The sequence below is a fragment of the Allorhizobium undicola ORS 992 = ATCC 700741 genome (assembly GCF_000621665.1).
GTDB lineage: Bacteria > Pseudomonadota > Alphaproteobacteria > Rhizobiales > Rhizobiaceae > Allorhizobium > Allorhizobium undicola.
In genome coordinates this window covers 22,870-37,840 of the sequence record NZ_JHXQ01000016.1, presented here as the reverse complement: position 1 = coordinate 37,840, position 14,971 = coordinate 22,870, and the positions used below count along the sequence as shown (strand labels likewise).

Sequence of the window (14,971 nt, the reverse complement as noted above, 5' to 3'; positions counted from 1 at the left end):
GCGTCCACCGCTCTCCCCAGCCGTATCAAGCCGCTCTTGCGCTTTGATAACGCCCGCTTGCCTCGGCCTGGTGCGAAGAGCCGAGCGAGAACTGGCCGACAAGGCTGCGCAGCCTGCCAGCGGTTGATGCCAGCGTGCTGGCGGCGGCGGAGCTTTCTTCCACCATGGCGGCGTTTTGCTGCGTGGTCTGGTCCATCTGGTTCACGGCCACATTGACCTGGGTAAGGCCGGTGGACTGCTCGCGTGCGGCCGTGGCAATGGATTCCATATGCTCGTTCATTTCGGTGATGAAGCTGCCGATGGTGTTGAGGGCCTGGCTGGCGCCTTGCACGAGGCTGACGCCCTCCTCCACCTCTGTCGCGGAGTTCTGGATCAGCGCCTTGATTTCCTTGGCCGCCTGGGCCGAACGCTGGGCAAGCTCACGCACTTCCTGCGCAACCACCGCAAAGCCCTTGCCCGCTTCACCGGCACGCGCCGCTTCCACACCGGCATTGAGCGCCAGAAGGTTGGTCTGGAAAGCGATCTCGTCGATCACGCCGATAATGTTGGAAATCTGCTGGGAGCTGTTTTCGATCTTGCGCATGGCATTTTCCGCCCGCTCCACCACCTGTAGCGATTGCGCGGCAGCTGCATTGGCGCGCCCGGCCACGGCACGGGCCTCATCGGTGCGCTTGGCCGAATTCTGCACGTTCGAGGTGATCTCTTCCAGCGCCGCTGCGGTTTCTTCCAGGGCAGCCGCCTGCTGTTCGGTGCGCTTGGAAAGATCGTTGGCGCCGCTTGAAATTTCCCGCGTGCCGTCATCCACCGTGGAAATGGCGTTGGAAATCTGCCCCAGCGTCTGCGCCAACTGCTGTACGGACCGATTAAAGTCCTGCCGCAAGGCATCATAGTCCTCGGCAAATGGCTGGGCGATCTGATAGGTCAAGTCGCCGCTGGCCAGATGCTGCAAGCCATCGGCAAGGTTTTGGGTCGCATAGGCCAGATTGCGCGCCTCTGCCTCCTTGCGCTGGCGGGTTGCCGCCTCTTCGGCCGCCCGCGCGGCCTGCGTGGCAGCAGCCTCGCCTTCCAGACGAATATTGTTGAGCGCGGCCTGACGGAAAACCTCGACCGCACCTGCCATGGCGCCGATTTCATCGGCACGCCCGGAAAAGGGAATGGCCGCCGCCGTATTGCCGCCTGCAAGAGCCGCCATGGCAGCGGTAATGCGGCCAATTGGACCTGTGATGGATTTCAGCACGAAGACCGTGGAACCGATCAGCACGAAAACCACCAATGCCAAGGCGGTATAGGTCAGGATTTCGGTGGTGTGATAGGTTCTGCCACTTTCGGTATAGGCGTCCACGCCGCCCTTGTTGTTCAGGTCCAGAAGCTTGTCGGGAACATCCGACATGACGTCGAACACGGTCAGCATCTGCCCCTTGTAGAGCAGATTGGCCTCATCCATGCGCCCGGCCTGGATGAGGGCTGCAAAATTATCGTGCAATGCCGCATAGGAAGACCAGCTTTTCGCAAATCCATCGTAGATCTGCTGCTCTTCCGGGGAGGAAATCAGCTTCTCATAGACCTTCTGATTGGTCTTGAGATCGGCGAGCACGGCAGCCATATCCTTTTCGGCCCGCGTGGCAGCGGCCTTGTCGGCGGCAAGAAGGCTTGCACCTTCTGCAATTCGCAAATCGGAAATACTGGTGTTGAGCGCACTTACCGTGGCAATGCTCGGCATCCAGTTGGTCGCCAGGTCCTCGGTCGCCGAATAGGTGATGGACAGGCCACGGATCGCCATGACACCAACCACCATGGTCAACAGCAGAATGATACCGAAAATACCGGGCATCGCGGTTTTGATTGGCAGGCGCTTCATGTCAGGAAAGTCCCCTCGTGACAAAACATCTTGCCGGGCGGGGGTCTCTAACCCACTATTTTCGAAGCATAATCTTTCGATCCTCGTTTCACTCCGGTCGAATGATGCTCTGAAATTGCGAAAGGCCGCCGGCTTTCATGCTGCCGATCATGGTGCAGGGCACATAATTTTTCGGTTAATAAAAGCAGGCAAACAATCACAGCGTGAGTGTTTTTTTGGTAAAATACGGATGATGTGTGTCTCGTTGCCGCTCGCCATCTGTTTTTGCGCCAAAGCTGCCGCGAATGCGCTTATTCCTCGGGCTCTACGGTAAAGAGCAGCGGAAAGCCCGCCTCCTTGGCAAGGTCGTTTGCCTCCTTCGCCTTGGTCTCGGCAATATCCTTCTGGCAGACCACCACCACCGCCGAACCGAAGCGGTGGGCCGTAAGCATGACACGACGGCCGGTCTCCTCCCCCATGCGAAAGACGGCCTTGAGCACCACGGTCACGAATTCGCGTGGCGTATAGTCGTCATTGTTCAGGATAACCTTGTAGAGCTTCGGCCTGTCCAGTTTCTGTGCCGTTTCCGGCTTCGGCTTCAAAACCACGTTCCTGCCCGGCATGGCGAACCTCACGATAGAAAATTTTCCGGTATATAGGGCTCAAACGGCCCGGAGAAAACTGTCTGATGCCAAGCCCCTCATTCCAAGCGTCATTTTCAATGACCCTTGGCATGAGGGGCAATATACATGACAAGCCTTGACCCGCGCCGCCCCTTCCCCCATAGGCAAGGCAAAGATTATCTCGCACGCGACGGAATGAAACCATGGGCTTCAAATGCGGTATCGTGGGCCTGCCGAATGTCGGCAAATCCACCCTCTTCAACGCGCTGACCAAGACGGCAGCCGCCCAGGCGGCCAACTACCCCTTCTGCACCATCGAGCCGAACACCGGCGAGGTGGCCGTGCCCGATCCGCGCATGAAGATGCTGGCCGACATTGCCAAGTCGAAGGAAATCATCCCCACCCGCATTTCCTTCGTGGATATTGCCGGTCTGGTGCGCGGCGCCTCCAAGGGTGAAGGACTTGGCAACCAGTTCCTCGCCAATATCCGCGAGGTGGATGCCGTGGTGCATGTCCTGCGCTGTTTCGAAGATACCGACATCACCCATGTCGAAGGCCGGATCGACCCCGTGGCCGATGCCGAGACGATCGAAACCGAGCTGATGCTGGCCGATCTGGAAAGCCTGGAGCGGCGCACCGAGCAGACGCGCAAGCGCGCCACCGGCAAGGACAAGGAATCCATGGCGCAACTGCCCATCATGGAAGCCTCGCTGAAGCTTCTGCATGAAGGCAAGCCCGTGCGCACCCTGCTGCAAACGCTGGACGCGGAAGAAATCCGCATTTTGCAGGGCCTGAACCTGCTGACCGCCCACCCCGTTCTTTATGTGTGCAACGTCGCCGAAGGCGATGCAGCCACCGGCAACAGCCACACCGCCGCCGTCGCTGAAATGGCGAAAGCCCAAGGGGCGGAAACCGTGGTGATTTCCGCCGCCATCGAGGCTGAAGTCGCACAGCTTCCCGATGACGAATCGGCCGAATTCCTCTCGGAGCTTGGCCTTTCGGAAGCAGGTCTCGACCGCCTGATCCGCGCTGGCTACAAGCTGCTTGACCTCATCACCTATTTCACCGTCGGCCCCAAGGAATGCCGCGCCTGGACCATCAAGCGCGGCACCAAGGCCCCGCAGGCCGCAGGCGTCATCCACTCCGATTTCGAACGCGGCTTCATTCGCGCCAACACCATTGCCTATGATGATTTCGTGCAGTTCAACGGCGAAGTCGGCGCCAAGGAAGCGGGCAAGGCGCGCGATGAAGGCAAGGAATATGTCGTGCATGACGGCGACGTGATCCACTTCCGCTTCAACACCTGATCTTCTAAAGCCTGTCGCGATCTTTCAGATTCGCGCCTGACGCTTTAAGTCATTGTTTGTCGCATGTCGTTATCGCAAAACCGCTGCACAGGTTTGCGCGATCCTTGCCTTGAAAACGGGAGAAGGGCATGGCGGAAGCCACATTATATTATGAGGATTTTCCGCCGGGGCTTCGCCTGCCGCTGGGGCCTTTCGAGGTGACGGCGCAAGACATCATCGACTTTGCCCGGCAATTCGACCCGCAGCCCATGCATCTTTCCCGCGAGGCCGGAGAGGCAAGCATTCTGGGCGGGCTGGCTGCTTCCGGCTGGCACACATGCGCCATGCTGATGCGCATGATGTTCGACAGCTATATCAGCCGCTCCAGCGGACAGGGCGCGCCGGGCATTGACAGCATGGAATGGAAAAGGCCGGTGCTGGCGGGCGACATATTGAGCGGTTTCAGCGAAGTGGAAGCCGCCCGCCCGCTCAAATCCCGCCCAGGCATCGGCATGGTGACATGCCGCCACGAACTGGTGAATCAGAGGGGTGAAACCGTGCTGGTTGCCCGCAACGCCTCGATGATCCGACAAAAATCCACCCCGGAGAATGCGCCGTGAACATGCTCGACCTTTTTCCTGTCGGGCAGAAAATCACGCTTGGCACCCGCGCCTTCCCCGCCCATGACATCATTGCCTTTGCGCAGCGCTTCGACCCCCAGCCCTTTCACCTGGATGCCGAGGCGGCGAAAAACTATGTGTTCGGCGCGCTCTGTGCTTCGGGCTGGCATTCGGCTTCAGGCTGGATGCGGACTTTTCTGGATTTCTGGACGGAACGCTGCACCGCCATCCGTGCCGAGGGCGGCACGCCGCCCCTTCTCGGCCCCTCCCCCGGCTTCCGGGATCTGGCCTGGATCAAGCCGGTTTTCGCGGGCGACGAGTTGACCTATTTTCTCACCGGACTTGAAGCCCGCCCCCTGAACTCCCGCCCCGGCTGGCGCATGAATATGTGCCTCGCCGAGGCGGAAAACCAGCACGGCGAACCCGTGCTGCGTTTCACCAGTTCAGTTCTGGAGCAGGAACCGGCGACGTGATGCCGAACGGAAAACCGTGACGACACTTTTCCTGAAAGCTCCACATCTAGAGCGGTTCATTGTTTCACGGAAACATTGAACCGCTCTAACTATTTGTTTTTACGCATTTTCAGACGGAAAACCGGTTTCCACTTTTCCTGAAAATGCTCTAGCGCCGCCGGCCCGGGCGCGCGCCCGAGCCCTTGGGTTTCAGCAGCCGCTTGATGGCATTGTCCGTCTGCGGCAAAGCGGCGGGCGGGGCCACCGGCTCTTCCACTGGCACAAGGGAAGCTTCGGCGGAAAGCTCGGCCTCTACGGGGCTTGCAGCAAGGGGAGCGGTCTGCATTTCCGCCATCGGCGCCTCAGGCTCGGGCTGCGGCATCAAGGGCGGCTGTACCGTCTCGGCCGTTGCAACGGATGATGCCTCGATAAGGTCAGCGGCCTTCTCGACAACGGCAATGGCGGGCGCCTTCGGCAAAGGAACATCCTGCACCTTTGGCGTTTCGGCCTTTGCACGGCCCGCCAGAAGCGGCTGCAACAGCTCCGTCACCCGAAGCGAGCAGGGCATATCGGTATTGGTGGAATGTCCGCACAGGGCAATGCGGGCGCGATCACCGGCACCGAGACCGGAATTAACCTCCCCATACCAGTCCAGTTCCCCCATGACAGCGATGGCGGGATCCAGCGGGGGCGGCAGGGAAATCCGCGCGCCAAAGGTAACAAAAAGGCTGTTTTCCAGCCGTTTGAGGCTTTCTGCTCCCTTGTCCGCCACCAGAGAACCGATGGCTTCGGACAAGGTGCGGCTACCCTTTGAATGGGTGGCGATCACATCGAAACCAAGCTCGCCATGCGCCAGCAATGCCGCCACGGTATCGCTCTCAAGGCAGGAACGCGCCGGTCTGGCCTTGGCCGCCTGCTGGCGTTTTACGCCGAATTGCGGGCGCCCGACCATGTCGTCGATCATTTCGAAACTGCCGCGCAGGAAACCGAGCGGCCCGAAGAAGAACAGCCCGCCCATGGCCTCGGTCATCACGTCGCCCAGGCCGTAGCCGGACACAACCGCCGCAACCGGCCCGCCAACCGCATTGGCGACGTTGCGGGCAAAGGCGGCAGCGCCGATGGCCGAACCACCAATGCCCGCAATGGTAAGGGCGCGCACCTGCCGGCCACCGCGCAGCACATATTCGTCCACGCTTTCGCAAATGGTCAACATGCCCTGCCCGGCTGGCGGCACGATCATGATCAGCCCCTCGGCGGCAAGGCTGTCGCTGATGTAAAAGGTTTCCTCTGCCGTCAAAGCCTTGATGTCGTAGAACAAGGCATCCAGCCCGGCATTGCGCCAGCGCAAGGGCTCCAGCGCCGTGTTGCGAAAGGGCCGGTTCTGAAGACGCTCCGGAAAGGACAGGCTTCGGGCAAACTGCGTCAAACCGAAGGTGAAGGCCGTATCGAACATGCTTCTCTCCCACGTAATGTTGCATCGCAGCATAAAATTACACGCCTAGATATGCAACCGGAAAATCAGACAATTCTGAAAGACACTCTGCGGCATTTTCGCACAAAGCCTCAGCCATATCCAGCCTGCGGCAACAGGGACGCCGCTGTCCCCTTATAATGCGGCAAAGCCCGCCGTCTGGCGCAGGGCCTCACCGGCCATCATGGCGGCGGACATGGCCACATTGATGGAGCGCTGGCCCGCAACCATGGGAATGAGCAGGCGCGCATCGGCGCCCTCATGCACCGCCTCCGGCACGCCGGCGCTTTCGCGGCCAAACAGCAATATGTCATCAGGCCGGAAGCCGAATGTCACATAGGACACGGCGGCACGGGTGGAAGCCAGCACCAGCCGCCTGCCCTCGCCCCGCCGCCATGCTTCGAACTGCTCCCAGTTGACATGGCGGGTCATGGCGACACTTGCCAGATAATCCATGCCGGCGCGGCGCAGGTTCTTGTCGGACAACACGAAGCCTGCGGGTTCGATAATATCCACCTTGAAACCAAGGCAGGCGGCAAGCCGCAGGATCGTGCCGGTATTGCCCGGAATATCGGGTTGGTAAAGCGCGATGCGAATATCGGACATGATGGGGTTTCCGCGGCAGATCGTGACAAGGGCAAGCCTGTGCAACATTGCGACACGCAAATGTCAAATGAAACCCGAAAGCCCATCTTGCCGCAGCAAGCACATAGGAACGCGCCGCCCTCACCTGCGTTGCAGAAATGCCACAAGAGGCGGCTGCCAACCTCCCGCTTCGATTGTGCCTTTTATCGCGATGAAAAAGCAGATAGAAAGCAACCTCTATCAACCACGCAATCAGGGAGGCTGCCATGAAGACAAAGTTCCGGACACGCATCCCCGCCGCCGTGGTGTTCCCTTACGGACAGCGACGAGCCTGAGCGGGCATCGCCACGCTTGATCCGCCTTCGGGCGAAGGCGGCATCGTCCATTCCATCATCCTTTCGCAAGCCTGCCATGTTCACGCAGGTATAAACAATCCACGCCGTTGCCGGGTTCAGCAATGCTCGCTGCGGCGAAGACCATGTTGCCGGTCGGTATCATCGCGGCAGCACCTTGGAGCAAATCATGTTTTCCTGGTTCGAAAACCGCGTAAATCCCTATCCGCAGGAAGAGCCGCAAACGCCGCCCGCCGGTCTTGTGGCCTTCATGTGGCACTATACACGGCCTGTCGCCTTCTGGCTTGTGCTGATGGCCAGCATGAGCGCGCTGATTGCGCTGGGCGAGGTCATGTTGTTTCGCTTTCTCGGCGACATCGTCGAATGGCTTTCCCATGCAGACCGCGCCACCTTTCTGCAAACGGATGGCTGGAAACTCTTCGCCATGGGTTTCGTGGTGCTGATTGCCCTGCCGCTGGTGGCCGGTTTCAATTCGCTGGTCATGCACCAGACGCTGATGGGTAATTTTCCGATGATCGCCCGCTGGCAGATGCATCGCTATCTGCTGCGCCACTCCATGACGTTTTTTGCCAATGAGTTTGCGGGCCGGGTTTCCACCAAGGTCATGCAGACGGCGCTGGCCGTGCGCGAAACCGCCATGAAGGTGCTGGACGTCTTTGTCTATGTCGCCACCTATTTTACCTCGATGATCGTGATCGTCGCAGTGGCGGATATGCGCCTCGTGGTGCCCATCGTGATATGGCTGGCGCTTTATATTGGCATTGTCGCCTTTTTCGTGCCGCGCCTGCGCAAGGTTTCCGCCGAACAGGCCGATGCCCGCTCCTCCATGACCGGCCGGGTGGTGGACAGCTATACCAACATCGCCACCGTGAAGCTTTTCTCCCATACCGGCCGGGAAGAGGCCTATGCCCGTGGCGCCATGGATGAGTTTCTCGGTTCCGTGCATGGCCAGATGCGGCTGGTGACGCTGTTCCAGATCCTCGTCTATGGCAATAACTGCCTGTTGTTGTTTGCCGTGGGCGGGCTTTCCATCTGGTTCTGGCTCAATGCCTCCATCGAGGTCGGCTCCATCGCCGTTGCCATCGGCCTTGCCATGCGGGTGAACGGCATGTCGCAATGGATCATGTGGGAAGTGTCTGCCCTGTTCGAAAATATCGGCACGGTCTATGACGGCATGGAGATGATGACCAAGCCGCATGACATTGTCGATGCGCCTGCCGCCCGCCGCCTCACCGCTCCGCGCGGCGAAATCACCTATGACGCCGTGCGCTTCCATTATGGCAAGGCAAGGGGCGTGATCGAAGACTTCTCCCTCACCATCAAGGCGGGCGAAAAGGTCGGGCTGGTTGGCCGTTCCGGCGCGGGCAAGACCACGTTGATGAACCTTTTGCTGCGGTTCTACGACGTGGAAATGGGCGCAATCACCATAGACGGGCAAAACATCGCCACCGTCTCGCAGGATAGCCTGCGTTCGCTGGTCGGTGTCGTCACGCAGGATACCTCGCTTCTGCACCGTTCGCTGCGCGACAACATTGCCTATGGCAGGCCGGAGGCCAGCGATGCCGAGGTGATCGAAGCGGCAAAACGCGCCAATGCCTGGGACTTCATCGAAAACCTCGTGGATATGCAGGGCCGCAAGGGACTGGATGCGCAAGTGGGCGAACGCGGCGTCAAGCTTTCCGGCGGCCAGCGCCAGCGCATTGCCATTGCGCGGGTGTTTTTGAAAAACGCGCCCATCCTCATTCTCGACGAGGCGACATCGGCGCTCGATTCGGAAGTGGAAGCCGCCATTCAGGAAAGCCTCTTTGCCCTGATGGAAGGCAAGACCGTGATTGCCATTGCCCACCGCCTGTCCACCCTCACCGAGATGGACCGGCTGATCGTGCTGGACAAGGGCAGAATCATCCAGACCGGCAGCCACGCCGAACTCGTCGCCACCGGCGGCATCTATGCCGATCTGTGGAACCGCCAGTCCGGCGGGTTCCTGGCCGATCAGGAGGAAAGCTCCGCCGCATGATAACGCATCGCATCGCTCGCCTGTTCGAAAGCTGGCTTGACCCCTTTACCGAAAAGGCGAACCTGCAACCACCCTCCAGCCTCGGCGGCTTTGTGTGGTTTTATGTCTCGCAGGCCAAGGCCGCCTTTGTGCTGATGGCGCTGTGCGGCGGTGCGGTGGCCATGGTGGAGGCTGGCCTGTTCTGGTTTGCGGGCCGTCTCGTCGATCTTCTGTCCACCGTTCCGAAGGCTGGCGGCTGGCATGACCTGCTGGCAGCCCATGGGCTTGAGCTTGCCGCCATGGCCGCCTTCGTGCTGGTGCTGCGCCTTGGCGTCATTGCGCTTGGCGCGCTGGTGGAAGAGCAGGTCGTGGTGCTGAATTTCTACAATCTCGCCCGCTGGCAAAGCCATGTTCACGTGGCGCGGCAATCGCTGGGTTTTTTTCAGAACGATTTTGCCGGACGCATCGTCTCGAAAGTCTGGTCCGGCGGGCAGGCCGTCGGGGATCTGCTGACCTCGCTTTTGCAGGTGGTGTGGTTCATGGTGATCTATACCCTTTCCACCATGGCCCTGGTGGCGCAGCTCGATTGGCGGCTGGCTGCCATCATTGGCGTCTGGATTGCAGGCTTTGCGGTTCTGGCGCGGTTTTTCGTGCCGCGCATTCGCCGCCACGCCCGCGAGACGGCGGAGGCCGCATCCGCCCTGAACGGCAGGCTGGTAGACAGCTATTCCAACATCCAGACCCTCAAGCTCTTTGGCCGCGAACAGCAAAACGACCATTATATTCGCGAGGGCTTCGAGCGTTATCAGGCCGCCCTCACCCCCTTTGCCCGGCTCATTACCGGGGTGCGGTCGTCGCTGGCGCTGCTTTCCGGGTTGATGATCGCCGTTGTCGCCGTGGTCTGCATGGATTTGTGGTTTGCCGATGCCATGACGGCTGGCGCCATCGCCTTCACCTTAGGCCTGGTGCTGCGGCTGACCATGCTGCTCAACCGCATGATGACGCAGCTGAACGGCATCATGCGCAATATCGGCACCATCCAGAATTCAGCCGAAATGATTGCCCGGCCTATCGGTCTCAAGGACCGCGATGATGCCACGAAACTCACTGTCACCGGCCCGCTTATCCGTTTTGAAAACGTTTCCTTCCACTATGGCAGGGGCAAGGGCGCCATTGACCGCCTTTCCCTCACCATCCGCCCCGGTGAAAAGCTTGGCATTGTCGGACGATCCGGCGCGGGCAAGACCACGCTGGTCAATCTGCTGTTGCGCTTCTACGATGTCGAGGATGGCCACATCACCATAGACGGTCAGGATATTCGCACTGTTACGCAGGAAAGCCTTCGTGCTTCGATTGGTATGGTCACGCAGGATACATCCCTGCTGCACCGCTCGATCCGCGACAATATCCTGTTTGGCCGCACCGATGCGGATGATGCCCAGCTTCAGGCGGCTGCCGCCCGCGCCGAAGCGCTGGATTTCATAAAACGCCTCTCGGACCAGCGCGGACGAACAGGCTTTGATGCGCATGTGGGCGAAAGGGGCGTGAAACTGTCGGGTGGCCAGCGTCAGCGCATCGCCATTGCCCGCGTGATGCTGAAGGACGCGCCGATCCTGGTGCTGGACGAGGCCACCTCCGCGCTCGATTCGGAGGTGGAAGCCGCCATCCAGTCCAATCTCGACCGGTTGATGCATGGCAAGACCGTGCTGGCCATTGCCCACCGGCTCTCCACCATTGCCGCGCTGGACAGGCTGGTGGTGATCGATCAGGGCCGCATCATCGAGGAAGGCAGCCATGCCGAACTGCTGGCGCTGGGCGGGCTTTATGCCGATTTGTGGAACCGGCAATCGGGCGGGATGATCGGGCTGGAGCTCGATCCGAATTCACCGGCCTGATCACACGTCCAGACGCAAACCCTCAATGCCCGTCGAAGGCCACCAGCGTGCGCACGTCCACGCCCAGCGCCTCCAGCTTCTTGCGGCCGCCAAGATCGGGAAGATCGATGACGAAGCAGGCCGATACCACATCCGCGCCGATCTGGCGCAAGAGTTGCACCGCCCCGACAGCCGTGCCGCCGGTGGCAATCAGGTCATCGACCAGAATGACCTTTTCGCCAGGCTGGACGGCATCGACATGCATTTCCATCTCGTCCACGCCATATTCCAGACTATAGGCGATGCGCACCGTATCATGCGGCAGCTTGCCCTTCTTGCGGATCGGCACGAAACCGGCGGAAAGCTGGTGGGCCACCGCCCCGCCCAGAATGAAGCCGCGCGCTTCCATGCCCGCGATCTTGTCGATCTTCAGCCCGGCATAGGGCTGCACCAGCTCGTCCACGGCGCGGCGAAAGGCACGCGGATTGCCGAGCAGCGTGGTGATGTCGCGAAAGATGATACCCGGCTTGGGGTAATCATTGATCGAGCGGATGGCGGAGGCAAGCTCGTGGGCGATGCTGGACATGAATGGAAACTCTCAAAAAAATTGCGCCGGACCTTCTATCAGGGCTCGAATATCCAAACACCCTATAGCGCTGCGGGGTTTATTAAACGCACAAAGGACGCCGTAACAAGGGCATTTCCAGGAAAATCTCGCCAGCCGCGACAAAGGTGTCCGCAAAGAAAAAGGCGGCCCGCAAGCCGCCTTTTCTGGAACCGTCATGACCGGAGCGATCAATGCTCCTTGTTGGCATAGACCGATTTCTTGGTGAGGTAGACCAGGGCCGCGAAGATCAGCAGGAACACCATGACCATGAAGCCGGTGCGCTTGCGCTCTTCCAGATGCGGCTCTGCGGCCCACATCAGGAAGGCGGCAACGTCCTTGGCATACTGGTCCAGCGTCTGTGGGCTGCCGTCGTCATAAGTCACCTGCCCATCGCTGAGCGGCGGGGCCATGGCAAGGGCTGCGGCATTTGCGAAATAAGGGTTGTAATGCGTGCCTTCCGCCACCGTCACGCCAGCCGGCGGATCCTGATAGCCGGTGATGAGCGAGTAGATATAGTCCGGCCCGCCCTGCTGATATTGCGTGAAGATGTCGAAGATGAAGGTCGGGAAACCGCGCTCTATGCCGCGTGCCTTGGCCAGCAGCGACATGTCCGGCGGTGCCGCGCCGTTATTGGCCGCAGCCGCCGCTTCCTGATTGGGGAAAGGCGACGGGAAGTGGTCGGAAGGAACCGCCTTGCGGGTGAACATTTCGCCCGAACCGTTCGGCCCATCCTGCACTTCATATTCGGAGGCGAAGGCCTTCACCTGCTCCTCGGAATAGCCCAGCCCCTCCAGCGTGCGGAAGGACACGAGCTTCATGGAATGACAGGCCGAGCAGACTTCCTTGTAGACCTTCAGGCCGCGCTGCAATTGGCCCTTGTCATATTTGCCGAACGGGCCGCCAAAGCTCCATTCCACATTCTTTGGCTTGTGGATGGGGTAATGCGGCGTTTCGCCTTCGGCATGTTCCTGAGCCAGGGCCCCGGTGATACCGAGACCCGTGGCAAAGGCCAGCGAAAGGATGCTTGTTGCAAGCTTTTTCATAACTGTAATCCTCTGCCTTGGCCGTGTCAGACTTGATGCGCCGCAGGCTTGCCTGCTTTTTCCAGAACGGCTTCGGTGATCGAGTTCGGAATGCGCCGGGGCGTTTCGAACAGGCCGAGAAGCGGCATGATCACGATGAAGAAACCGAAATAGTAGAGCGTGCCGAACTGCGCCATGGTGGTGTAGAGATCGGTCGGCTGACGCGAGCCCAGCCAGCCCAGCAGGATGCAATCGGCCACGAACAGCCAGAAGAACAGCTTGTACCAGGGACGGTAGACGGCCGAACGCACCTTGGACGTGTCCAGCCACGGCAGGAAGAACAGCACGATGATGGAGCCGAACATCGTCAACACGCCGCCGAGCTTGGAATCGATCGGGCCGATATTGAAGGTGATGGCGCGCAGCATGGCGTAGAAGGGCAGGAAGTACCATTCCGGCACGATATGCGCCGGGGTCTTCAGCGGGTCGGCCATGATGTAATTATCCGGATGGCCCAGGAAGTTCGGCATGTAGAACACGAACCAGGCATAGGCGATCAGGAAGATCACGACACCGAAGGCATCCTTCAGCGTGGCATAGGGCGTGAAAGGCACCGTGTCGGTCTTGGTCTTCACCTCGACGCCGGTGGGGTTGGTCTGGCCCGTCACATGCAGCGCCCACACATGCAGGATGACCACGCCGGTAATCATGAAAGGCAGCAGGTAATGCAGCGAGAAGAAGCGGTTCAGCGTCGGCTGGTCCACGGCAAAGCCGCCCAGCAGGAAGGTCTGTATCCACTCGCCAACCCAGGGGAAGGCCGAGAAGAAGCCGGTGATGACGGTGGCGCCCCAGAAGGACATCTGCCCCCAGGGCAGCACGTAGCCCATGAAGGCGGTTGCCATCATCAGCAGGAAGATCACCACGCCCAGCATCCACAGAATTTCGCGCGGCGCCTTGTAGGAACCGTAATAGAGCCCGCGGGCAATGTGCAGGTAAACGGCGATGAAGAAGAAGGACGCGCCATTGGCGTGAAGATAGCGCAGCAGCCAGCCGTGATTGACGTCACGCATGATCTTTTCGACCGAGGTGAAGGCAACGGTGGTATCGGCGGCGTAATGCATGGCCAGCACCACGCCGGTCAGGATCTGCACCACCAGCATGACGGCCAGCATGGCGCCGAAGGTGTAGGCGTAGTTGAGGTTGCGGGGAACCGGATAGGCGATGAAACTGTCATAGACCATGCGCGGCAAGGGAAGCCGCGAATCGATCCACCGTGTCACGCCGTTCGATGGCTGGTACGAAGAATGCCCACTCATGAAAGTCCCCCTCAGCCGATCTTGATGACAGTATCGGACGTGAATGCGTAGTTCGGAATATGCAGGTTTTCCGGCGCCGGACCTTTGCGGATACGGCCCGCCGTATCATAGACCGAGCCATGGCAGGGACAGAACCACCCGCCATATTCACCCGCCTGCCCAAGCGGCACACAGCCCAGATGCGTGCAGGACCCGATCATGACGATCCAGTTTTCCTTGCCCTGCCCTGCCGACCTTGCAAGGTCGGTGGCCTGGGCCGCCTCTTCGCCATTGGCATTGCGCGCCACCGGATCCTTGAGTTCGGCAATCGGCACGGCCTTGGCCTCTTCCACTTCCTTGTCGGTGCGGTTGCGGATGAAGACCGGCTTGCCGCGCCACTTGACCGTCAGCGACATGCCGGGTTGCAGCGCCGAGACATCCACCTCGATGGAAGCCAACGCAAGCGTCGAGGCATCGGGGCGCATCTGGTCGATGAAAGGCCAGGCAACGGCAACGGCGCCGACTGCCCCGGCCATGCCGGTGGCCAGATACAGAAAATCGCGGCGAGTTGGCCCGCCCAGGCTCTCACTATGTGTCTCTTGTTCGCTCACGGTCATACCATCCTCTTCGCATCAACATGCGATAAACCGTTACCGTATAAAGGGCCAAAGCCGGTCAGGATTTGACATGGATCATACGGTCTCTTGAAGTTAGGCGGCGGCCTCGCCCCTCCAGGCGCCAGCGCAGCGTAACGATGCACTCCTCCTTCGCGCGGGAAAGCCTGAACGCCATGTTTGCGCCACAGATTCTCCGCCGATCAGACAATTTCTACGCAAGGTATTGAAATTGTCCAGCCTTGCAATGCAATGAGAGGCAACATGTCGCGGAAAAATTTAGATATTCGACATATGGGAAAACCCGCGATTTTCCGGCATGTTGCGCTGCATCAA

At 60.0% G+C, this 14,971-nt stretch carries 13 protein-coding genes; 5 read left to right on the top strand and 8 right to left on the bottom strand.

The features are described 5' to 3' along the window. Positions 1 to 25 precede the first annotated feature (25 nt). Both T424_RS21030 and clpS read right to left on the bottom strand, forming a co-directional pair. The gene (locus T424_RS21030) at positions 26 to 1,858 is read right to left on the bottom strand and encodes a methyl-accepting chemotaxis protein (RefSeq protein ID WP_037067739.1); all 1,833 of its coding nucleotides are present in this window, start codon (positions 1,856 to 1,858) and stop codon (positions 26 to 28) included. 290 nt (positions 1,859 to 2,148) lie between these two features. After that, positions 2,149 to 2,460, bottom strand: a complete 312-nt coding sequence (gene clpS / locus T424_RS0114015) for an ATP-dependent Clp protease adapter ClpS (RefSeq protein WP_027488294.1) — start codon at positions 2,458 to 2,460, stop codon at positions 2,149 to 2,151. A gap of 203 nt (positions 2,461 to 2,663) precedes the next feature. Between clpS and ychF the strand changes: the two genes are divergently transcribed. From ychF to T424_RS0114000, 3 genes are all read left to right on the top strand, one after another. Next, positions 2,664 to 3,767: a redox-regulated ATPase YchF gene (gene ychF, locus T424_RS0114010; protein ID WP_027488293.1), complete on the top strand. Its 1,104-nt coding sequence runs from the start codon at positions 2,664 to 2,666 to the stop codon at positions 3,765 to 3,767. Positions 3,768 to 3,895: 128 nt separating this feature from the next. Beyond that, positions 3,896 to 4,366, top strand: a complete 471-nt coding sequence (locus T424_RS0114005; protein WP_027488292.1) for a MaoC family dehydratase — start codon at positions 3,896 to 3,898, stop codon at positions 4,364 to 4,366. Further along, positions 4,363 to 4,839 carry a MaoC family dehydratase gene (locus T424_RS0114000; RefSeq protein ID WP_027488291.1) on the top strand — a complete coding sequence of 159 codons (477 nt, stop codon included), beginning with the start codon at positions 4,363 to 4,365 and terminating at the stop codon, positions 4,837 to 4,839. The genes T424_RS0114005 and T424_RS0114000 overlap by 4 nt, the downstream gene beginning before the upstream one ends. A 148-nt stretch (positions 4,840 to 4,987) precedes the next feature. Here T424_RS0114000 and T424_RS21025 read toward each other — a convergent pair whose 3' ends face one another. Both T424_RS21025 and T424_RS0113990 read right to left on the bottom strand, forming a co-directional pair. Then, on the bottom strand, positions 4,988 to 6,271 hold the full coding sequence (locus tag T424_RS21025) for a hypothetical protein (RefSeq protein WP_051558987.1): 1,284 nt from the start codon (positions 6,269 to 6,271) through the stop codon (positions 4,988 to 4,990). 153 nt (positions 6,272 to 6,424) lie between these two features. Beyond that, positions 6,425 to 6,895, bottom strand: a complete 471-nt coding sequence (locus tag T424_RS0113990) for a tRNA (cytidine(34)-2'-O)-methyltransferase (protein WP_027488290.1) — start codon at positions 6,893 to 6,895, stop codon at positions 6,425 to 6,427. A gap of 501 nt (positions 6,896 to 7,396) precedes the next feature. Between T424_RS0113990 and T424_RS0113985 the strand changes: the two genes are divergently transcribed. Both T424_RS0113985 and T424_RS0113980 read left to right on the top strand, forming a co-directional pair. Next, positions 7,397 to 9,244 (top strand): ABC transporter ATP-binding protein, encoded by a 1,848-nt coding sequence (locus T424_RS0113985; protein ID WP_027488289.1) that lies wholly within the window; start codon positions 7,397 to 7,399, stop codon positions 9,242 to 9,244. Beyond that, a complete protein-coding gene (locus tag T424_RS0113980) occupies positions 9,241 to 11,118 on the top strand; it encodes an ABC transporter ATP-binding protein (protein ID WP_027488288.1) in 1,878 nt (625 codons plus the stop codon). Before T424_RS0113985 ends, T424_RS0113980 begins: the two co-directional genes overlap by 4 nt. A 22-nt stretch (positions 11,119 to 11,140) precedes the next feature. Here the strand turns inward: T424_RS0113980 and T424_RS0113975 are convergent, their stop codons facing one another. The 4 genes from T424_RS0113975 to petA all read right to left on the bottom strand — a co-directional run bounded on the left by T424_RS0113975 (position 11,141) and on the right by petA (position 14,632). After that, on the bottom strand, positions 11,141 to 11,683 hold the full coding sequence (locus T424_RS0113975) for an adenine phosphoribosyltransferase (protein ID WP_027488287.1): 543 nt from the start codon (positions 11,681 to 11,683) through the stop codon (positions 11,141 to 11,143). 209 nt (positions 11,684 to 11,892) lie between these two features. Beyond that, the gene (locus T424_RS0113970) at positions 11,893 to 12,747 is read right to left on the bottom strand and encodes a cytochrome c1 (protein WP_027488286.1); all 855 of its coding nucleotides are present in this window, start codon (positions 12,745 to 12,747) and stop codon (positions 11,893 to 11,895) included. A gap of 26 nt (positions 12,748 to 12,773) precedes the next feature. After that, a complete protein-coding gene (locus T424_RS0113965) occupies positions 12,774 to 14,042 on the bottom strand; it encodes a cytochrome b (protein ID WP_027488285.1) in 1,269 nt (422 codons plus the stop codon). A gap of 11 nt (positions 14,043 to 14,053) precedes the next feature. Next, complete coding sequence (gene petA / locus T424_RS0113960) at positions 14,054 to 14,632, bottom strand: ubiquinol-cytochrome c reductase iron-sulfur subunit (protein WP_027488284.1); 579 nt, start codon at positions 14,630 to 14,632, stop codon at positions 14,054 to 14,056. Positions 14,633 to 14,971: the final 339 nt, after the last annotated feature.